Origin of the sequence: Capnocytophaga sp. oral taxon 878, assembly GCF_002999135.1 — a bacterium.
In the GTDB taxonomy this organism is placed as follows: domain Bacteria; phylum Bacteroidota; class Bacteroidia; order Flavobacteriales; family Flavobacteriaceae; genus Capnocytophaga.
In genome coordinates this window covers 1,120,084-1,139,268 of record NZ_CP027229.1, presented here as the reverse complement: position 1 = coordinate 1,139,268, position 19,185 = coordinate 1,120,084, and the positions used below count along the sequence as shown (strand labels likewise).

21 protein-coding genes are annotated in these 19,185 nt (G+C 36.6%); 3 read left to right on the top strand and 18 right to left on the bottom strand.

Features of this window, described 5'->3' with window-relative positions; translation table 11 throughout:
* Nucleotide 1 precedes the first annotated feature (1 nt).
* On the bottom strand, nucleotides 2-304 hold the full coding sequence (locus C4H12_RS05245) for a hypothetical protein (RefSeq protein ID WP_106097998.1): 303 nt from the start codon (nucleotides 302-304) through the stop codon (nucleotides 2-4).
* Nucleotides 305-434: 130 nt separating this feature from the next.
* Here C4H12_RS05245 and C4H12_RS05240 point away from each other — a divergent pair, with 130 nt between their 5' ends.
* Nucleotides 435-1,175, top strand: a complete 741-nt coding sequence (locus C4H12_RS05240; protein ID WP_106099435.1) for a 16S rRNA (uracil(1498)-N(3))-methyltransferase — start codon at nucleotides 435-437, stop codon at nucleotides 1,173-1,175.
* Here C4H12_RS05240 and C4H12_RS05235 read toward each other — a convergent pair.
* The 17 genes from C4H12_RS05235 to C4H12_RS05155 all read right to left on the bottom strand — a co-directional run bounded on the left by C4H12_RS05235 (nucleotide 1,135) and on the right by C4H12_RS05155 (nucleotide 17,404).
* Nucleotides 1,135-1,578: a retropepsin-like aspartic protease gene (locus C4H12_RS05235; protein WP_106097997.1), complete on the bottom strand. Its 444-nt coding sequence runs from the start codon at nucleotides 1,576-1,578 to the stop codon at nucleotides 1,135-1,137. The two genes, C4H12_RS05240 and C4H12_RS05235, sit on opposite strands and share 41 nt — an antisense overlap.
* A complete protein-coding gene (locus C4H12_RS05230) occupies nucleotides 1,563-2,636 on the bottom strand; it encodes a mannose-1-phosphate guanylyltransferase (RefSeq protein WP_106097996.1) in 1,074 nt (357 codons plus the stop codon). The genes C4H12_RS05235 and C4H12_RS05230 overlap by 16 nt, the downstream gene beginning before the upstream one ends.
* Nucleotides 2,637-2,794: 158 nt before the next feature.
* Nucleotides 2,795-2,917 (bottom strand): hypothetical protein, encoded by a 123-nt coding sequence (locus C4H12_RS13945; protein ID WP_256387552.1) that lies wholly within the window; start codon nucleotides 2,915-2,917, stop codon nucleotides 2,795-2,797.
* Between the two features lie 60 nt (nucleotides 2,918-2,977).
* Entirely contained in the window at nucleotides 2,978-4,018 is a 1,041-nt protein-coding gene (locus C4H12_RS05225) for an IS630 family transposase (RefSeq protein WP_106097921.1), read from the bottom strand.
* Between the two features lie 29 nt (nucleotides 4,019-4,047).
* On the bottom strand, nucleotides 4,048-4,617 hold the full coding sequence (locus C4H12_RS05220; RefSeq protein WP_106097995.1) for a hypothetical protein: 570 nt from the start codon (nucleotides 4,615-4,617) through the stop codon (nucleotides 4,048-4,050).
* 42 nt (nucleotides 4,618-4,659) lie between these two features.
* Nucleotides 4,660-5,361, bottom strand: coding sequence for a 4-hydroxy-tetrahydrodipicolinate reductase (gene dapB, locus C4H12_RS05215; protein ID WP_106097994.1), 702 nt, complete (start codon nucleotides 5,359-5,361; stop codon nucleotides 4,660-4,662).
* A gap of 190 nt (nucleotides 5,362-5,551) precedes the next feature.
* On the bottom strand, nucleotides 5,552-6,319 hold the full coding sequence (locus C4H12_RS05210) for a C40 family peptidase (RefSeq protein WP_106097993.1): 768 nt from the start codon (nucleotides 6,317-6,319) through the stop codon (nucleotides 5,552-5,554).
* A gap of 298 nt (nucleotides 6,320-6,617) precedes the next feature.
* A complete protein-coding gene (gene priA, locus C4H12_RS05205) occupies nucleotides 6,618-9,071 on the bottom strand; it encodes a primosomal protein N' (RefSeq protein WP_106097992.1) in 2,454 nt (817 codons plus the stop codon).
* Nucleotides 9,071-9,982 carry a YihY/virulence factor BrkB family protein gene (locus C4H12_RS05200; RefSeq protein ID WP_106097991.1) on the bottom strand — a complete coding sequence of 304 codons (912 nt, stop codon included), beginning with the start codon at nucleotides 9,980-9,982 and terminating at the stop codon, nucleotides 9,071-9,073. The genes priA and C4H12_RS05200 overlap by 1 nt, the downstream gene beginning before the upstream one ends.
* Nucleotides 9,983-10,210: 228 nt before the next feature.
* Nucleotides 10,211-10,654 (bottom strand): SMI1/KNR4 family protein, encoded by a 444-nt coding sequence (locus C4H12_RS05190; protein ID WP_106097989.1) that lies wholly within the window; start codon nucleotides 10,652-10,654, stop codon nucleotides 10,211-10,213.
* A gap of 44 nt (nucleotides 10,655-10,698) precedes the next feature.
* Nucleotides 10,699-11,364 carry a uracil-DNA glycosylase gene (ung, locus tag C4H12_RS05185; protein WP_106097988.1) on the bottom strand — a complete coding sequence of 222 codons (666 nt, stop codon included), beginning with the start codon at nucleotides 11,362-11,364 and terminating at the stop codon, nucleotides 10,699-10,701.
* A 1-nt stretch (nucleotide 11,365) separates the two neighbouring features.
* Nucleotides 11,366-12,142 carry a diadenylate cyclase CdaA gene (gene cdaA / locus C4H12_RS05180; protein WP_106097987.1) on the bottom strand — a complete coding sequence of 259 codons (777 nt, stop codon included), beginning with the start codon at nucleotides 12,140-12,142 and terminating at the stop codon, nucleotides 11,366-11,368.
* Nucleotides 12,139-12,957: a dihydropteroate synthase gene (gene folP / locus C4H12_RS05175; protein ID WP_106097986.1), complete on the bottom strand. Its 819-nt coding sequence runs from the start codon at nucleotides 12,955-12,957 to the stop codon at nucleotides 12,139-12,141. Before folP ends, cdaA begins: the two co-directional genes overlap by 4 nt.
* 23 nt (nucleotides 12,958-12,980) lie before the next feature.
* Complete coding sequence (locus C4H12_RS05170; protein ID WP_106097985.1) at nucleotides 12,981-14,402, bottom strand: L-serine ammonia-lyase; 1,422 nt, start codon at nucleotides 14,400-14,402, stop codon at nucleotides 12,981-12,983.
* Between the two features lie 116 nt (nucleotides 14,403-14,518).
* Nucleotides 14,519-15,661: a peptidylprolyl isomerase gene (locus tag C4H12_RS05165; protein ID WP_106097984.1), complete on the bottom strand. Its 1,143-nt coding sequence runs from the start codon at nucleotides 15,659-15,661 to the stop codon at nucleotides 14,519-14,521.
* 22 nt (nucleotides 15,662-15,683) lie between these two features.
* Complete coding sequence (gene gldI, locus C4H12_RS05160) at nucleotides 15,684-16,256, bottom strand: gliding motility-associated peptidyl-prolyl isomerase GldI (protein ID WP_106097983.1); 573 nt, start codon at nucleotides 16,254-16,256, stop codon at nucleotides 15,684-15,686.
* Nucleotides 16,257-16,405: 149 nt separating this feature from the next.
* On the bottom strand, nucleotides 16,406-17,404 hold the full coding sequence (locus tag C4H12_RS05155) for a bifunctional oligoribonuclease/PAP phosphatase NrnA (protein WP_106097982.1): 999 nt from the start codon (nucleotides 17,402-17,404) through the stop codon (nucleotides 16,406-16,408).
* Between the two features lie 617 nt (nucleotides 17,405-18,021).
* On the opposite strand from C4H12_RS05155, the gene C4H12_RS05150 reads away from it, so the two are divergent.
* Nucleotides 18,022-18,285, top strand: coding sequence for a hypothetical protein (locus C4H12_RS05150; protein WP_106097981.1), 264 nt, complete (start codon nucleotides 18,022-18,024; stop codon nucleotides 18,283-18,285).
* The gene (locus tag C4H12_RS05145) at nucleotides 18,267-19,166 is read left to right on the top strand and encodes an SH3 domain-containing protein (protein ID WP_106097980.1); all 900 of its coding nucleotides are present in this window, start codon (nucleotides 18,267-18,269) and stop codon (nucleotides 19,164-19,166) included. Before C4H12_RS05150 ends, C4H12_RS05145 begins: the two co-directional genes overlap by 19 nt.
* The last annotated feature ends 19 nt before the right edge of the window (nucleotides 19,167-19,185 follow it).

Below are 19,185 nucleotides of genomic sequence, written 5' to 3'. Positions count from 1 at the left end.
CTTAATCTTCATCAATTGATGAGTCGTCAGGAATATCCAATCCTCCCACGCCTATATCATCATTTTCGTTATTCATAAAGTCATCGTCTTCGTCAAAGTTTTCCATAGTGTCTGCCAAGCGAGTACTTACTTTTACTAAATAGATAGTGTCATCAGTGCGTACTTCTAAGGCATCAACAGTTTCATTCTTTGCATTCTTAAAACGAATCACATCTGCATCAGTATACCCATCAGGGTATTTTTCAACCAGCATTGCAAGGATTTCATTGGTTAATTTGTTGTAATCAACTATAATACGCTTCATATTAATTAGTTTGTTTTTCGGCGGCTAATGTAAGGCAAATTTTATAATTACAAAATAAAAAACGTATTTTTTTTTATTTTGTACTATCTTTGCACCCCAATAACGCTTATTATACTTAAGGAAATTGATTATGAGTATACAATTATTTTATGCCGAAAACATTAGTGAAAATGCTTCAAATTACCTTTTTGGTAAAGAAGAAAGTCAGCATATTGCAAAGGTATTGCGCAAAAAAGAAGGTGATATTTTACATATCACCAATGGTAAAGGGCTTGTATTTATAGGGCAACTTTCCTTTGCTTCTCCTAAGCAATGTGAGGTTACAATTCTCAGTAATGAGTCTCTGCTACCACCTTCACCATATATACATTTAGTGGTAGCCCCTACTAAAATGAATGAACGTTATGAATGGTTTTTAGAAAAAGCTACCGAAATTGGTATCAATGAGGTAACCCCTATTATTTGTGAACATTCCGAACGTACTATTATTAAAACCGAACGTTTTGAGAAGATTATCCTTTCGGCTATGAAGCAATCGCTCCAATATTATTTACCTAAGCTAAATGCGCCTATTAACTCTAATATTTTTTTTAAGCAAATAGAAGATTCTTCTACAGCCAAGTATATTGCTCATTGTCAAGAGAACCAAAAAGTATTATTCTCACAAGCTATTAAACCTTCTCAGCAGCATATTACTGTACTTATTGGTCCGGAAGGTGATTTTTCTAGTAACGAAATAGAAAAAGCCTTATCTCTCGGATTTCAACCTATATCATTAGGAGATACCCGCTTGCGTACAGAAACAGCTGCAGTTGTAGCCTGTCATACCATTAGGGTTGTAAGTACAATGTTTTCTCCTGATAATCAATAATAGCTTTACATTGCAATAATATATCAGCGCCTATAATACCCTGTACTTCTGTAACTCCTATTTCAGCAAAAGCATTATTAATATGGCTCATATCTATCAAAAGTAAGGGGAGGTGATTAAAACCTACCTCCCCTACTTTTAAATAATTATCTTCCGAAATATGTGTATCTAAATGATTGGCACCTGCTCCTATAGCCTTTATTTCTGTTGTTTGAGTCTGTAATCTAAAATAAGATTCAAATTCTTTTCCTATACAAGTCTGTGAGGCTCCAGTATCTACAATAAACCTTCCTTTCACTTTATTTAACTTTACATCAGCTATTAAGTGTTGTGTAAGGGTAACTTCTAGTGGAATTAATTTATACCCCGCATTTTTAAGTAAGGCTCTTAATGCAGTCCCCATTTGCTTTTTACCTCGTTTACTATTTCTTTAATATTTTGTTCTTTAGCTTTAGGATAAATCAAGAGCACATCATCTCTATCCACAACAATGTAGTTCTTTAAGCCATCAATTACTACACATTTGTCTCCTTCAGTGCGAATAATGTTATTTTCAGCATCTTTTAACAGTACTCTAGCATTGATAACAGCATTTTGAAGCTCATCTTTAGGAGTTTTTTCATGCAAAGAGCCCCATGATCCTAAGTCGTTCCAATCAAAATTAGCAGGAAGTACATAAATATTGGTTGAAGGCTCTAAAATAGCATAGTCTACAGATATGTTTTCTGCTTGTGGATAAGCCTTCGCAATAAAATCTACTTCATTTTCGGTGTTATAGGTCTCATCTCCTCTTTCAAATAGCTCATACATTACCGGTTGATAGTTCTTGTAAGCTGTAAGCACAGTTTGCGTACTCCATACAAAAATACCTGCATTCCACAAAAAGTTCCCTTGTTTTAAAAACTCTTTAGCGGTAGGATAATCAGGCTTTTCACGAAACTGACTTACTTTCTTTATATCAGCTGTATTCTCTTTTTCGTACTGAATATAACCATAACCTGTGTTAGGAAATGTCGGAACAATACCCAAAGTGAGAATATTATCAGCTTTCTGTGCGGCATTAAAACAAGCAATCACATTATGCATAAATGCTTTTTCATCTTCAATCCACGCATCACTTGGGGCTACAATCATTACTGCATTAGGGTTCCGTTTGTTAATCTTCATTGCAGCGTATAGTATGCAGGGTGCAGTATTGCGCATACAAGGCTCTAAAACCAAGTTTTTCGGTAATATATTAGGAATTTGTTCTTCTACAAGATCTTTATACCGCTCGTTAGTAAGTATTAAGATATTTTCTTGCGGAATGAACTTTTGTAGGCGCGAATAAGTGCGTTGCAATAAAGTCTGTCCTGTACCTAGCATATCGTGAAATTGCTTAGGGTATTCAGTTGTACTTACAGGCCAAAAACGAGAGCCTACACCGCCTGCCATAATCACAGCAAAATAATTATTTACCATACTTGTTATATTTTATTAGTTTCTAATTTCTGTCAAAAATCAATTACATTTAAAAGACTTTTTGTCTTAATTTCTTTCTTTGCTGCTACTAGTTTGTTTTTGTTATCTATAAGCCTCTTTTCAATAGCAACAATTACAAACTTAAAAGTCTTATAAGGTTATTTATCTCTTATTAATTCCGAATTATACTTCAATTCCTTAGGATTTTCAGGATCATCAGTTACATCAAATAGCTGGTAAGTATTGCTATCCAATAGTAGCCAAGCAACAGTAGCATTCACTATTTGTGGTTGGTCAGGGTTGTCCGATACATCATTCTTTCTGTAAAGATGTATATATAGTCAAAAAGAAATGGTTTGCGAATTTATCAAACGGAAATTGAGAGTTAGAAGTGACTCTAACTCCTTTTTATAAGTATGTATATTATCAAAGAAATTCCTTATAGCATCTCGGAATTCTGTCTTGTTCCGATAGAAACCCGTATTGATTACTTTTTTTCGTAAGAATTTCCACAAGCGCTCTATTAAATTGAGGTTCGGAGAGTATGGAGGCAAGAAAATTTGCTTGATTCTATTATCTTCTACCCAGTTTTGAAGTTCTTTATTGTGATAGTAGCGAGCATTATCGGATATAATATAAATATTTTTAGCGTTTGGATGCTTTTTAAGAGCTAATTCGTAAAGTTCTTTTGTTGATTCTGCATTAACGCATTCACAATCAAGAGCTATTACATCTGTAACATCATAAGCATTAAGTAAACCATTAATATTCACTCTATCACGCCCACTAACTGTTGGTTGTTGAAACTCTTTACCTTTCTCTATCCAAGCATAAGTGGAACGGCTGTTGTGCGTAGGATGAACACCATCGGCAAAATACACCACATCCCCTTCTTCCTTTTCTTGAAGAATTTTAGAGAGTGCTTCAGCAAATAGTTTTTGTTTTAAAGGATCCGCTTCACAAGGCACTTCGGTTGTTTTCTTGTAGGAAAAACCAATTCTGTTAAGTAAATCAGCCATTCCTTGTGGAGTATAGGTAACTTCAAAAGTGTCTTTAACCCATTGAGATACTTGTTTTGCATCTGTATAAAGATGTGTGCGTAACTCTTGTTTTAAGGATTCTATTTGAAAAATATTAAGCAGACCTTGATAACCTCTATAACGATTCTCAAGGAGTTTATCTAGTCCTCCTTCAAGATATAAGGAACGATAACGATAAACAGTAGAAATGTCTATACCCAAGCAATCAGCAACAAAAATAGGAGTATTGCCCATAGAAAGCATCAAAATGCAGGTAACTCGGGCATAATCCGAGCGACCTTGCAAGTTGCGTTGGAGCTTTCTAAGTTCCTCTATTTCTGTTGGTGACACTGTTAGTTCCATAGACAATGCAAAGATAATAAATCTTTTATTTATTCGCAATCTAAATTTGTTTGACTATAAATCCCCTTCTCGTCTTTGTGATCTACTGCTATTAAAATATTATCTTTATCAATCTTATATAACGGACTATCCACTATCTCCGATGATTTTACTATCTTTTTTAACACATCCAGCTGCTCTATAAGTTGTTCTTTAGGCTTATTTTCGTCAGCTTCTACTTCTTTATAGTCAGAAATAGCAATTATTTCTCCCGATACAGCATCTAAAATCCGAATATCATCAGCATCCATCTTATTTACATACAAAGTATGATAAGTCTCAAACCTAATAGGCGACATATATCCTATCTGTATCTCATAGAACGATTTATTGTCAATAGTAAAATCATTAGTAAGCAGGCTAATACCTCTCTTCCCTCCCGAAAAGTTCGATATATACCTCTCCGCTTTTTGTGTAACCGATAAAGCTAATATCTTTTGTTCTGCCACTTCCAAGCTAATAGGCTCAGAGGCTTTCTCTTCATTATTTTGCGTAGAGAAGAAGTTACATCCACAAAGCAGTAGTCCACTTACAATTACTATTTCTTTTATAATATTCATTCTTTTACAGAATCTTTACCTTTGCTTCTTGCCCTCTATATTTTATTTAATATCAAGCACATCCTTCATACCGAATACTCCTTCTTTCCCTATAATCCATTCAGCAGCAAGCACGGCGCCAAGAGCAAACCCATTACGATTGTGCGCTGTATGTTTTATCTCAAGAGTATCTACTTCACTGTTATAGGTAATGATGTGTGTACCAGGCGTATTGCCTATCCTTTTAGCCTCAATAGGTATCTCATTTGCAGGTGCATTGCCTAGTTGCCACCCTGTGTAGTCTGTCTCAGCTATAATACCTTCTGCCAAAGTAATAGCTGTCCCACTGGGCGCATCCAATTTTTGTGTATGATGAATTTCCTCAATCCCTACCTTGTAATTATTGAATCTGCTCATCAGCTTAGCCAAAGCACTATTTAAAGCAAAAAACACATTCACTCCTATGCTAAAGTTCGATGCATATAAAAAAGCCGTTTTATGTGCCTTACAGATAGCTACAGCCTCCTCATATTGTGCCAACCAACCCGTAGTACCCGCAATTACAGGCACTTGGTGTGTAAGTGCATTACTGATATTCGCAAAAGCACTATGGGGCGTACTAAACTCTATCGCTACATCAGCCACCCTAATGTCATAAGGTGTTTGGGCATCATCTACTTTTAGTACAATCTCGTGCCCGCGTTCTGTAGCAATTTGTTCAATAATCTTGCCCATTTTCCCATATCCAAGTAAAGCAATCTTCATATAATCAATAGTTTACAATTAGTTATTAATATATTTTAGTCTAGAAGAAGTATATCCCAATCACCTCACCAGCATTTAAGTTAGCAGCTTTTTGTTTTTGTCCAATCCAGCTATAAGATAGCCAATTTCTCTTGCCTAGTTTCCCTTTTTTAGGGCGAAACCTACAAAGGCAAACCATCTCAGCACCCTCTTATTTCTTTATTTTCTTCAGTAGTCTTAGCTGATGCGTGTAGTTTCTTAGTTCATTGTTAAAAATTCCAATATGGTCAAGCCTATCAATCCTTACCTTCCCAAATGAGTGAATTATCTTATTATCCCCCAATAGTATTCCTACGTGAATAATATTCCCCTCCTCATCATCAAAAAAAGCCAAATCTCCCGCTTCACTTTCTTCCAAAAAACTCAATGCGGTACCACAAGCAGCCTGTTTTTCAGCAGTACGTGGCAAGTGTATACCATTCAGCTTAAAAACCATTTGCACCAAGCCTGCAGCATCAATGCCAAAAGGTGTTTTGCCTCCAGCTAAAAACGGAACATTTAAGTATTCTAAGGCAGTCGCTACCACCCCCAGGCTTGTAGGGCGTTGGGTCGATTGCGAAGTATGCAACAGATGGTTGTGCGAAAAGGTCGCGCCCTTCGGAATATGCAAAAAAACACCAGCCTCTGTCTTTAAACGAAGCTTCGTAAGCTGCCTATGCGCATACTTCTCCTTCTTTTTAAGGGTTTTTCGGTAGTCCTTATCCGATATTTCTGTAAACTGATTGTTTGAAATCCAGCCCTCAGTATTGTCAAAAAGCAGACGTACATAACTCCAATTCTCCTCTTTATCAATAACTTGAAGCAGTTCACCAAACAGTAACTGCGTATGCATCTCTGCACCTTCGTGGGGCTCTAATCGTACCGGGACAATGCTTAAGTGGCATATCCCATAAGGGGTATATAATATCTTCATAGTCATCACGCCCGCAAAAGTAATAAATAATTGGTAATTAGCAAATAATAATATAACATTTTTTCTTTTTCGGTCGAACTTTTTAAAACCGACTATTAATCTCCCATACTCGCAACCTCAAAGCCCATACCTCTCTCCCTCCAATCACCCCTTAATCACTCCCCATCTACCAAAAAACAATCCTACAACTTCACTATAAGATGAACGAACGAATAACGAAGGATAAACGAACTATAAACGAAGGATAGTCATCAAGCTGGTACAGCCAAGTACCTGATGCAAAATCAGCACGTCAGCTACAACACTATTCCACCACGTATGATACCCTAATAGGTCTGTAATTACTAATACTCTGAAAACTGATTTCTGTACGCTTAATCTGCTGTTTTACAGTATGCATACTAATGTGCGAAGGAGAAATTTTAACAAGTATCTCTTTAATATACTCATTCCTGATACGTGAAATAAGAGGAAACTCAGGACCCAAAACTACCACATTATTTTGAGTACTGAACAGTTCACGCAAAGCCCCAGCCAGCCAATCAGCTCCCTCATTAACTCTGTTAAATTCAGGGTGTTTTAAGCTGATTCTAATCATCTGTACAAAAGGAGGATATAAGAAGTTACGCCGCTCCTCAATTTGGTATTGGTACATCTGTTTGAAGTCATTTTTCAGTACCTGTTGTATTACCAAATGCTCTGGGTTATAAGTCTGTATAAGCACTTTCCCTTGTTTAGCACTACGCCCCGCACGCCCTGCTATCTGTAATAGTAGCTGGAAACTCCGCTCATAAGCCCTATAATCTGGAAAGTGGATAGAAGCATCAGCATTCATCACCCCTACCAAGCCCACATTAGAAAAATCCAACCCCTTAGTAATCATTTGGGTACCTACTAATATTTGAGTTTCTTGTTGCTCAAATTTAGCCAATATTTTCTCATAACCATACTTGCCATTGGTAGTATCTTGATCCATACGGTCAGTAACAGCTTGCGGCAATAACTCAGCCAGCTCCTTACTTATTTGCTCCGTACCAAAGCCCTTAGTCTTCAAATCCACACTACCACAGGCAATACAAGTTTTAGGCATAGGCGTCGTATAGCCACAGTAATGACAACGCAGCTGGTTACTACCTTGGTGAAAGGTCAAACTCACATCACAATGCGGACATTGGGGTACTGTTCCACAATGCATACACTGCACCACAGGAGCATAACCTCGCCGGTTTTGAAACAGCAATACCTGCCGCCCACTCTCCAAGGTATTGTTTATTTCCTGAATAAGCACATCCGAGAAATGCCCACTCATACGTTTCCGATGCTGCTTGTCTTTAATATCAATAATTTCAATAATAGGAAGCTGATAGTTAGCATAACGCTGCGAAAGATACACAAAACCATACTTGTCCAATTTCACATTATGCATACTTTCCAAAGAAGGAGTAGCCGAGCCTAATAAGGTTTTAGCTTTGAAGAAATTCGCAAGCATAATAGCAGTATCACGCGCTTGCAAGCGTGGTGCAGGGTCAAATTGGCGGTATGAGCTATCGTGTTCTTCATCTACTATTACCAATCCCAACTCCCTAAAAGGCAAATAAACCGATGATCGCACACCTACCACCAATTGTGCTTTTTCATTATTAGCAAGCACATTGTTCCACACCTCCACCCGTTCGTTGGTAGTATATCTGGAGTGATATACCGATAGTTGCTTGCCAAAACGCTTTTTAAGTCTATTAATAAGATGTATTGTAATACCTATTTCGGGCAATAAGTACAGCACTTGTTTGCCCTTTTTAAGGTATTCATCTATAAGTTCTATATAAATTTCAGTTTTCCCCGATGCAGTAACCCCTTGCAGGAGTACAGTATTTTTATCCTCAAACTCCTTTTTAATATCGGCAAATGCTTCTCTTTGTGCCTCACTTAGCACATTCTTATCATCAGTAGTGTTTTCGGCAAAACTCACACGGTCTTTTTGCAGGTAATATTCTTCCAATACACCTTTCTCTACCACTGCTTTTAGTACCCCTACCGATACTTTAGCATCTTCTATTAATTTATCGCTTTTTAAAGGAGATTTATCTCGGTTAAAATGGTTAAAATACGCCATTAGCAGCTGTTTTTGCTTAACAGCTTTTTCCAGCAAGGCAAAGGCTTCTTTCAGTCCAGTTTCTGTTTGGTATTGTGGTGCCAAGCGCACATATTTAATTAGCTTAGGCACATACTTCTCAAACATCTTCTCCGATACCCTTACGGCACCTTTTTCTACCAAGCTTTTTATTATTTTCAGGCTTTTCTTTTTTGGTATTATCTTGCCTACCTCACTACCTTTTAATGATGTTTTGTACTGCAAAGCCTCATACACCTGCCACTCATCATCTGTCAATAGAGCCATATCTATATTCTTTTCGGCTATCTCTATTACAGTTTCACTTTCTATCAAAAAAGCCGCAGGTAGTGCGGCTTTAAGCACTTCACCCAATGAACACATATAAAAATCTGCTATCCATTGCCAATGAGCTAATTGTGTAGAGGTAATAATAGGAGTTTCATCCAGTATATAAGCTATATCTTTGGTATCATAAGTAGGCTTATTTTCATGTACCTTATCTACTAAGCCTGTGTATACCTTAGCCTTACCAAACGGAACAGCTACGCGCATCCCTACTTGTAAAAAGTGGGCTTCTTCTTCATTAATGTTGTAAGTAAAAGGTTTGGGTAGGGGTAAAGGAAGGATAACATCTACAAAATACATCAGTCCTGCTTTTTAAGTTTTAATAACGAGGCATTTAGCTCAAACCCGAGCAGAAGAATATTCGCATTGAGCCATATATAAAGCAAAAAGATAAGTAATGCCCCTATAGAACCGTATAATTGGTTGTATTGTGAGAAGTTTTCAATGTAAATACCAAAAAAATAGGTTGTTAAACCAAAAAGTAGCACTGTAAGGAGAGAGCCAGCCGAAAAGAATTTACTTTCTCTCCCTTCCACTGTACCAAAATAGAATAATACACCCGTGCCAAAGTACGTAATCAAGGCTACAAATACAATTTTTGATATTTTAATAAGCGTTTCGTAATCAGTAATAAAATTGATTTTGTCAAGGTAAGGCACTAAGTATACTTCATAGTAGATGAAGCTAATTACCGAAAATAGTACTAATAACGACAAGATGATAGCAACCATTAGCGCATAGAGATATTGCTTAATATAAGTACGTGTAATTTGTCGGTGATATGAAAACTCAAATCCCCCAAAGATTGCCATAATACCATTAGTCATCAAAAATATGGATAGAAAAAATACTGATGATAACAATCCCCCACGCTTTTTTTCAGCAATATCAAAAAAGATATCAGAAAAGAAATCATGAGTGCCAGGGGGTAGCATATCATCAATAAAGCTCCAAAAATCTACTTGGAAATTTTCAATAGGAATATATGGGATAAGGTTCAGAATAAATAGTAAGAAAGGAAAAATAGCTAAAAAAAAACTATATGATATAGCACTCGCACGATAAGTGAGAGTGCCTTTCATAATCCCTACAATGTACAATTCCAAAAGGTCATATAATGAGAATGAATTCTTAGCTAAAGGGATTTTCTTTAAAAATCCTACGAATTGCTTGATAAAGAGGAGGTTCTGTATTCTTTCTTTAAATGTCATCTGTAGTTAGTTTTGAGAGGAAAATACCTCTGTGCTAGTTGATTTTCTTTCTTTGAATCGCTCTTTTATTTCCCCTATCAACCAATAAGGGAGTACCAAACACAAAAAGCATAATAGCCAAAACCCTATAAGGAAAATGACTACAAAAAGGAGAAAACCCAAAAATTGCTCAATGCCGAATGATAGATAATAAACGCTCATAACTTTTTTATATATTTACCAAAGTTACTATTTCAATAATATACTAAAAAAATGTTCTAAAAATGCTTGAAAATTATTGGCATATAGATGATCTTCACCTGTCATATAATCCCGAATATAAACAGGATATTCATTAGTTTCACCAGCTTCTTCAATTTTAAAGAAATAGGTCTCTTCGTCCATCTCTAAAAAAGCTAATTCATCTTTTTGGAATAGATTATTTTCCAAATTTACTTGATAAGTATAATAAATATCAATATCAGCATCCTCTTGATATTCAGGAGGAGCAATAGTTTTAAAATCAACCCCCCAAATAGTAATAAACTCATAGTTTAATAACATCTCTTTATAACTATTGGGTAAAGCAAAACCTAATTTCTTTTCTGTTTGCTCAATCCAAGTTATATTTATGAAGTCTTTAGTTCCTACAGTTATTCTGTCTTTATACTTTTCAATGATGGATTGTATCATTTTTTATAATATTATTGCCTTATTATATTTTTAATACTATCTAATTACCAGTTTATAGCTCTCTTTCCTACAGAAGTAAGATAAGCATTTGCTTTGCTGAAATGTTTATTGCCAAACCAATGGCCTTTATTAGCACTTAAAGGCGAGGGGTGTCCACTGCTAAGTATGCAGTGCTTGCTGCTATCTATCAGGCTAGCTTTTTTCTTAGCATAACCTCCCCAAAGCATAAATACTACTTGGTTACAATGCTCTGAAATAGCCTTAATTACCGCATCAGTAAAAGTTTCCCAACCCTGCCCCTGATGACTGCCAGCTTGTCCAGCATTAACAGTAAGAGTAGCGTTTAGTAACAAAACTCCTTGTGATGCCCAACGCTCCAAATTACCACTCATAGGGTAAGGAATGCCTAAATCTTGTTCTATTTCTTTAAAAATATTCACTAATGAAGGCGGGTGTATTATTCCATCATGTACCGAAAAGCATAAGCCATTAGCTTGACCAGCTCCATGGTAGGGATCTTGCCCTATAATAACTACTTTTACTTCACTTAAAGGGCAATAATCAAAAGCTGCAAATATTTCTTTCCCTTTAGGGTAACAAGTTCCTTGTGCGTATTGCTGCTTTACAAACTGAGTAAGAGCTCCAAAATAGGGCTTTTCAAACTCTTCTTTCAATATACCTTTCCAGCTGGGGTGAATGGCTACTTCCATATTAAAAATCGTTTTTTATGAGTTGTATTAACTCATCATTATTGTTGTGTTTTACAAAATTACCGTTCTTAAAGTACGATATATGTCCTGTCTCTTCCGATACTACCAAAGCAGTAGCATCTGTCTTTTCAGTAATCGATACTGCTGCACGGTGGCGCAGCCCATAGCGTTTTGGTAAGGTGTCTTCGGCAGCTACTGGTAGTATAACTCGTGTAGCAACAATAGTATTCCCTCTAATAACAATAGCACCATCATGTAACGGACTGTTTTTATAAAAAATACTTTCTATAATAGGCTCCGAAAATTCTAAGTTCATCTTATCGCCAGTAGCTGTTACAAAGTCTAATGGCATATTGTGTTCTAGCACTATCAAAGCCCCTGTATTACTACTGCCTAATTTCTCACACACACTTACCAAGCTCTCAATATTCAGTAAGATTTCTTTTTGTTTAAAAAAATGAAATACACGGTGTAGTTTATTGCGTGCTGTAATATTAGTTGATCCAATAGTAAGTAAAAACCGACGTATTTCCTGTTGAAAAACTACTATCAATGCAAAGACTCCCACACCTATAAACTGACCCAAAATACTGCTTAACAACTGCATTTGTAGGGCTTCTGTAACTTTCCATATTAGGTATATCATTACTATCCCCATAAATATATTGATAGCTACTGTTCCCCTAATAAGTCGGTACAAATAGTACAATAGGGCTGCAAATAACAGTATATCAATAGCATCAGTAATGGTAAAGTCTAAGATATCAAATAGTTTCATCGTATTTTATTATAAATAGCTATACATTCTTTAGCTTCCTTTACGTCGTGTACTCGTAAAATATGAGCTCCTTTTATCAAGGCTACTGTATGAACAGCAGTGGTAGCATTTAATGCTTCTGCCGGACTGCTATCTAGCAATTTGTATAACATCGATTTACGAGATACTCCTACCAATAGCGGGCACCCAAAAGTATGAAATAGTTCTAAGTGTTTTAGCACCTCATAATTTTGGTCTAATGTTTTTGAAAAACCAAAGCCTACATCCACTATAAAATCGTTTATACCTAATGCCAAAGCCTTAGCCTTACGCTCCGAAAAGTAGTAACGTATATCGGCAATAATATCCTTGTATTGCGTATGCTGTTGCATTGTTTGGGGGGTGCCTACTAAGTGCATCGCTATATAGGGTACTTGGTATTGTGCTACTGTGGGCAGCATTTGTTCATCTAATAGCCCTGCCGAAATATCATTAATCATACAAGCCCCCTCATCAAGTGTTTGGCGGGCTACCTCAGCTCTAAATGTATCTACTGAAATGCGTATCTCTGGGAATGTCTTTACTAAACTACGTACTACAGGTAGCACTCTATTTAGTTCTTCTTTTTCTGTTACTTCTGGTGCATTAGGCCTAGTGCTATAACCTCCCACATCAATAAAATCAGCTCCTTGCACAAGCATCTGTTCTGCACGTTGTAATACACTTGTTTCAGTAACTCTACTTCCTTCGTAAAATGAATCAGGAGTGTGATTTAGTATACCCATTACTCGAGGAGTCTCCATACTCACTAGCTCCCCTTTACAATTAATTGTCATATTTTTCTTTTCGCTTATCTAAGTTAGCAGTCAGCAATATTTACAGCTACCGCTAGCCCTCCTTCCGAGGTTTCTTTGTACTTAGAATTCATATCTTTAGCTGTCTGCCACATTGTATTGATAACCTTATCCAATGGTACTTTAGCGTTCTTAGGATCTGTTTCAATAGCCAATTCAGCAGCATTGATAGCTTTTACTGCTCCCATAGCATTGCGTTCTATACAAGGTATTTGTACCAAGCCTCCTATGGGGTCACAAGTAAGTCCCAAGTGGTGTTCCATAGCTATTTCTGCAGCTACTAACACTTGCTCTGGCGAACCTCCTAATAGCTCACATAAAGCCCCTGCAGCCATTGCCGATGATACTCCTATTTCTGCTTGGCACCCTCCCATAGCAGCCGATATTGTAGCCCCTTTTTTAAATAAGCTGCCTATTTCACCTGCTACTAATAAAAACTGCTGAATTTCTGCTTCAGTAGCTTCTTGGTTCTCAATAGTAAGGTAGTATAATAATACTGCAGGTATTACTCCTGCACTTCCATTAGTAGGGGCTGTTACTACCCGTCCTAATGAGGCATTAACCTCATTTACGGCCAATGAAAAGCAGCTTACCCATTTCAGTATCTCTCTAAACTTGATATTAGTTTTCTTGATAGAGTTTAACCAGCTGGTAGGGTTATTATAGGTTACCACTCCTATTAGGTTTTTGTGAATATCATAAGCCCTTCTACGCACGTGTAGTCCACCAGGTAATACGCCTTCAGTATGGCAGCCAATGTAAGTGCATTCCAGCATAGTATTCCATACTCGCATCAGCTCCTTCTTTATTTCATCTTCACTGCGTAAGGCTTTTTCATTTTCATATACTATTTCTGATATTTTCTTACCCTCTTTACAGCAATATCTTATCAGCTCTTCTGCCTTATCTATTGGGAAAGGGAATTTTTTAGTTTTATCATCTGTTTTTTCTTGTTTTTCTTCATTCTCCTTTACAATAAATCCACCGCCTACCGAGTAGAAGGTCGATGAGTAACTAAAATCACTTCCTTCAGCAGTAAAGGTTAGTCCATTGGCATGAAAAGGTAAAAAGTTCTTATTGAAAATAATATCCTCTTTAGGGCTAAACTTCACAATCAGTTCATTGCCCAAATACAGTTCTTGGTTGTTAGTAATAGCAGTAATAATAACGTCTAAGCTCTCAATAGGCACATATTCAGGGTCAGCACCACTAAGCCCTAACATTACTGCCAAATCAGTAGCGTGTCCCTTACCTGTAAGTGAAAGAGAACCATATAAATCAACGCGTATTTTAGTAGTTTTTTCTAAGTAATTGTACTGGCGTAGTTCTTTTACAAAAGCCTCAGCAGCTCGCCACGGTCCTAGTGTATGTGAACTAGAAGGCCCTACGCCTATTTTTAGCATATCAAAAACGCTTATTTGCTCCATTATATCTTATAACTTCAATTCAGAATTCAAAGTGCAAAAATACAAAATTATTATCAAATATACAAAAAAAATTAGCTAATAAGCATTCTACCTATTAGCTAATTTTTATTTCTTATCTATCTGCCTCCTTGTGTTGGCATAGCCATAGTGTCTAAAATTTCAATATCAAAAATAAGATCACTATTAGGCGGTATAACATCTGCAGCTCCTGCTTCACCATAACCTAAAGCCGAAGGGATAAATACTCGTATTTTATCACCTACTTTCATTGTAAGTAAGGCTTCCTTAAATCCTGGTATAAGCTGTGCCGATGGAGTGTAAGGGAAAGGTATAGGTTGATAGCCATTCTGGCGGTCACGCATAGAGTTGTATTTGTTAAATTTCTTCTCTACTTCTTTGATGTTAGAGTCAAATAAGTTACCATTACGCAAGTATCCAGCATAGTTTACCATAACAAACTCAGTATGGTTAGGTTTTTTACCAGTACCATTAGTTACTTTAAGTATTTTTACTCCTGAAGGCAAAGCTTCCGCTTTTGCTTCTTGGGCTACTATTTCTTGGGCAAGGCTTGCTACAGCAGCTTTAGCTTTTTCACCACGGCTTTCTACTTCTGTAAAATAGTCATTAAAAACCTTTACAGCATCAAATTTCTCAGCCTCTTTGCCATTAGCTATTATGGTTACTTTATTTATCTTAACTTCTTTAATAGGGCGATTTCCTGGTTGTTTTGTTTCAACAGCAGCAATAGCATCAATAACTTCCAATCCTTTCACTACCTCACCAAATACAGTGTGTTTACCGTCTAAATGTTCAGTTGGCACGTGTGTAATGAAAAACTGACTGCCATTGGTGTCAGGGCCTGAGTTCGCCATTGAAAGGATACCCTTTTTGCTGTGTTTAAGGCTCGCTACTATCTCATCTTCAAAACGATAGCCTGGGTCTCCCATACCAGTGCCGGTAGGGTCTCCTCCTTGTATCATAAAGTTTTTGATAACTCGGTGAAAGATAATGCCATTATAAAAAGGTTTGCCTTTGTATTCGGCTTTTACATAAGGGTTCTTGCCTTCAGCCAAACTCACAAAGCTCGCAACAGTTACAGGCGTCTCTTTGTAATTCAGTTTTACAACTAGGTTCCCTTTGGTAGTTTCAATATCAGCAAAAAGCCCATCTCCTAAGTCTTTATAGGCTTTCTTTTGCGAACTGCAACTAAAAAACACAAGCATTGCCGATAGCAATGCAATGAAATTCATACGTTTCATATATTCTTATTTAATTTGATACTTATTCAGGGCGCGGTAGTACTTTTTCAGGATTCTTTTCTATACCAAATACCTCTATCCTTGCTATAATAGGCTGATTGTAACCTATCTTGTCTTTATCCCCCCGATAACCGTATGCCACACTCGAAGGAAAAAAGAATACCCCACTCTCTTTCTCTTTTAGCAGTTTTAATGCCGACCGTAATCCTTGGAATACCTCTTCCTTGTCTACGTAGTATTTGTATTCTCCATTAGCTTTTTCTTGGTACAGTTCCTTCCCATTTAGGTCTTGTATGCTATAGTCGTAAGTTACTATATCGCCAAACTGTGCAGTGTAAGTAGCTTCGGGGTTTTGGTTTATGTAATAGAACTTGAATCCGTGTTGTGAGTCAATAAAAGTATGCACTGTATCTTTTTCTATAAGGGCATCAATTTCTGCCTGCTCATTAGCCAGTAACGCCTTATTTTTCTCAGCCGATTCTTTTAAAAAAGTACTAGTTTTTTTAGTAACAGGATGTCGCGCCTGTCTATCAGCGCAAGATGCCAAAACTATGCCAATAACAGTTATAAAGGCTATTTTTTTAAGTATATTCATAATGTTATAATAGTATTATCTGTCGAATTTTTTACCGAGATTTTACTCTCATTATAGTCTGCCTACCTTCCCAATTCACTATTCAGGTAAGTTCAGCCCATATCATTACCCATTTGCCCCCAAGTAGCTTCCGTTTGTCTGTTAGTTTGCTAATTAAAAAGAGTCGGTAACACTTCTCTAAAGTAGGCTACAGCCTCCTCTACGGTACCGTCATACCTACCTCCAGCAGCATTAATATGCCCCCCTCCGTTAAAGTGAGCTCGGGCTATCTGGTTCACATCTACATCCCCTTTTGAGCGTAACGACATCTTTACAAAATCTCCTTCCTCAATAAAGATAATAGCCAATTGGGCATCTTTAATCATAAGCCCGTAATTTACAAAGCCCTCGGTATCACCCTTCTGGTGGTTATGTGCTTGTAGTTCTTCTCCTGTAAGGGTAATATAAGCCGTATGGTATTGGGGCAGATACACCATATTGCGCAAGGCAATACTCAGCAGCTGCGATTTGTTGTATGACCACGTATCAAATGTATTGCTGTTAATCAAGCTATTCTCAGCTCCTTTGTCTATAAGTGCCGCTCCTATCCTAAGGGTATTGCTTGTCGTTGTTGGGTATTTAAAGTTCCCAGTATCAGTCATCAATCCAGTGTAAAGGCACGTAGCAATATCTTTATTAATAAGACTCTCTTTGCCCATAGCCTCAATCAATCTATACACCATCGCACAGGTCGAACTCGCCTTAGGGTCCGATATAGTAACCCTCGCATAATTGTCAGGTGCTTGGTGGTGGTCAATCATCACAAAAGTAGCCCCCGATGCTTCCAACAAAGGCGCAAGGCTATCCGCACGTTTCAGTGCGTTAAAATCCAAAGTGAAAATAAGCCCCGATTTCTCAAGCCTTTCCTTAGCTGCTTCAGGCGTATTGTCATAAATCAAAATATCCTTTGCCGATGGTAACCATTTCAAAAAATCAGGAAAATCATTAGCCGATACTACCTCCACATCGTAATCTAGTTGTTTTAAAAACAAGTAAAGCCCCAAGCAACTCCCAATAGCATCTCCATCAGGATTTTTATGCGGTATAATACTTATAATAGGCTGCTTCTCCAGCAGTAATTTAACAGTTTCTATATCATATATATTCATAACGCGGCAAAGGTACAAAATAATTATCAATTAGCAAGTTTTACCACTACCTCTTATTTCATACCTCTTACCTCCACCCACTCTATCCCCTATCTCCTAACTCCTCTCCCCTGATTTTTCACCCAAATCCCATTTTCCTTGCCAATCTTTCAAAATCACCTCCACCCACTCTATCCCCTATCTCCTAACTCCTCTCCCCTAATAATCAACCTATTACACCTCCACCCTCTTACCTCTTATCTCTTATCTTTTACCTACTTTAAACGAACCTATAACGAAGGATAAACGAACTATAAACGAAGGATAGCTGTTACTTCATTGATAATCAGCCGCAGCATCCCTAAATTCTACTTTTGCCAAATTCACAACCAAATCCCCAAAACATTACATTATTCTCATCGCTCTTATCTCTCGCCACCCCAACTGCATAATACTATATTTTGCCAAAAAGTACAGATAAATTGTCAATTATTAATTCTCAGTTAAAAAATATTTTGTATCTTTGCCCAGTAAATAGTCAACAAAAAAGAAGCAATAATCCTAACGAACTATGGCAAACATGGTCATAAAAGGTATGGAAAAAATAATGAAACACCACTTCTACACAAAGATTTTCTATGTATATAAGTGATAAAGGGAAATATGCTGTTATTAAAGGTGTTGATGGGAAAAGACAAGGAATTGCTATACATAGATTTTCGCCTGCTGACGCTGTTGGCTGTTTAACAACAGTAAGCAAAGACCCTAAGACAGAAGAAGTTTTATTGAAATCTATAAAATACTGGAATAATGTAAAAATAATTCTTGAAGAAAGAGAAGTGGAAGAATCTAATTGGAATGACAAAAATATAGGAGAAACAAAATGGACTGGAAAATTATAATACTTTTTTTAATAGTAACTTTTAATAGCTATAGTCAAAAGATGGAAGATTATACAATTTTTAAAGACGGAGAAGTTTATATTAACTTCCGTAGATACATACAAAGAATGATGCCTCAGATAGTTGCTGAATTAGAAAAATACAATTATAAAAAACCTACTGAGGAGCACTATAAGAAAGTAATACACTCTTTTATCAATAAAGAATTGCTACCGCAAAATATAGTGGTGCTGAATGATGATCTCAATCCATATATTGCTATTCAAGATAAGGGAATTATATATACAGATGGACATGAAGCAAAAATAGATGGGCTTATGTTATTTCATTTCAATCAGTATCTCTTCTATAAAGATCTAAAGTCCTTAGAATGGCTAAAAGATAATTATGAAGATATGTTATCAGATTTTGTAGTTACTTTTGGTATTTATAGAGATAAAACACTCCTAAAATGGTATCTTGATAGAAAAATTAATAATGAAACTGCTATACAATCGTTATTTTATTATGAGAAGAATATGCGCCAATTTATAAGAAAAGAGATGGTGTTAGCGGTCGATAAAATGTTACGAGGGACTCCTAACGAACACGATTTTGCTATTAATGCGGCGAAATACTATGTTCAAAGATATTCTCACGACTTCGATAACCCCAAGGAAATAATTGATTTCCTATTTAATTCTTCAAGAGGTTATTATATAGAAGACCCTGATGGTTACTCCAATATAAGGGCGGATAAGAGTACTTCTTCTAAAATTTTAAGTAGAATAAAATCAGGCGAAAAAATAGATGTATTAGATGATACAAGCAATTGGTATCTGATAAAAACTAAAGAAGGATTAAAAGGATATGTACACAAAAGCAGAATAAAAATTAAATAATTTATCCTAAAAACCCTTA

Coding starts and splice junctions, on each gene's coding strand:
- C4H12_RS05245 (WP_106097998.1), bottom strand. CDS start 304: ATGAAGCGTATTATAGTTGATTACAACAAATTAACCAATGAAATCCTT.
- C4H12_RS05240 (WP_106099435.1), top strand. CDS start 435: ATGAGTATACAATTATTTTATGCCGAAAACATTAGTGAAAATGCTTCA.
- C4H12_RS05235 (WP_106097997.1), bottom strand. CDS start 1,578: ATGGGGACTGCATTAAGAGCCTTACTTAAAAATGCGGGGTATAAATTA.
- C4H12_RS05230 (WP_106097996.1), bottom strand. CDS start 2,636: ATGGTAAATAATTATTTTGCTGTGATTATGGCAGGCGGTGTAGGCTCT.
- C4H12_RS05225 (WP_106097921.1), bottom strand. CDS start 4,018: ATGGAACTAACAGTGTCACCAACAGAAATAGAGGAACTTAGAAAGCTC.
- C4H12_RS05220 (WP_106097995.1), bottom strand. CDS start 4,617: ATGAATATTATAAAAGAAATAGTAATTGTAAGTGGACTACTGCTTTGT.
- dapB (WP_106097994.1), bottom strand. CDS start 5,361: ATGAAGATTGCTTTACTTGGATATGGGAAAATGGGCAAGATTATTGAA.
- C4H12_RS05210 (WP_106097993.1), bottom strand. CDS start 6,319: ATGACTATGAAGATATTATATACCCCTTATGGGATATGCCACTTAAGC.
- priA (WP_106097992.1), bottom strand. CDS start 9,071: ATGTATTTTGTAGATGTTATCCTTCCTTTACCCCTACCCAAACCTTTT.
- C4H12_RS05200 (WP_106097991.1), bottom strand. CDS start 9,982: ATGACATTTAAAGAAAGAATACAGAACCTCCTCTTTATCAAGCAATTC.
- C4H12_RS05190 (WP_106097989.1), bottom strand. CDS start 10,654: ATGATACAATCCATCATTGAAAAGTATAAAGACAGAATAACTGTAGGA.
- ung (WP_106097988.1), bottom strand. CDS start 11,364: ATGGAAGTAGCCATTCACCCCAGCTGGAAAGGTATATTGAAAGAAGAG.
- cdaA (WP_106097987.1), bottom strand. CDS start 12,142: ATGAAACTATTTGATATCTTAGACTTTACCATTACTGATGCTATTGAT.
- folP (WP_106097986.1), bottom strand. CDS start 12,957: ATGACAATTAATTGTAAAGGGGAGCTAGTGAGTATGGAGACTCCTCGA.
- C4H12_RS05170 (WP_106097985.1), bottom strand. CDS start 14,402: ATGGAGCAAATAAGCGTTTTTGATATGCTAAAAATAGGCGTAGGGCCT.
- C4H12_RS05165 (WP_106097984.1), bottom strand. CDS start 15,661: ATGAAACGTATGAATTTCATTGCATTGCTATCGGCAATGCTTGTGTTT.
- gldI (WP_106097983.1), bottom strand. CDS start 16,256: ATGAATATACTTAAAAAAATAGCCTTTATAACTGTTATTGGCATAGTT.
- C4H12_RS05155 (WP_106097982.1), bottom strand. CDS start 17,404: ATGAATATATATGATATAGAAACTGTTAAATTACTGCTGGAGAAGCAG.
- C4H12_RS05150 (WP_106097981.1), top strand. CDS start 18,022: ATGTATATAAGTGATAAAGGGAAATATGCTGTTATTAAAGGTGTTGAT.
- C4H12_RS05145 (WP_106097980.1), top strand. CDS start 18,267: ATGGACTGGAAAATTATAATACTTTTTTTAATAGTAACTTTTAATAGC.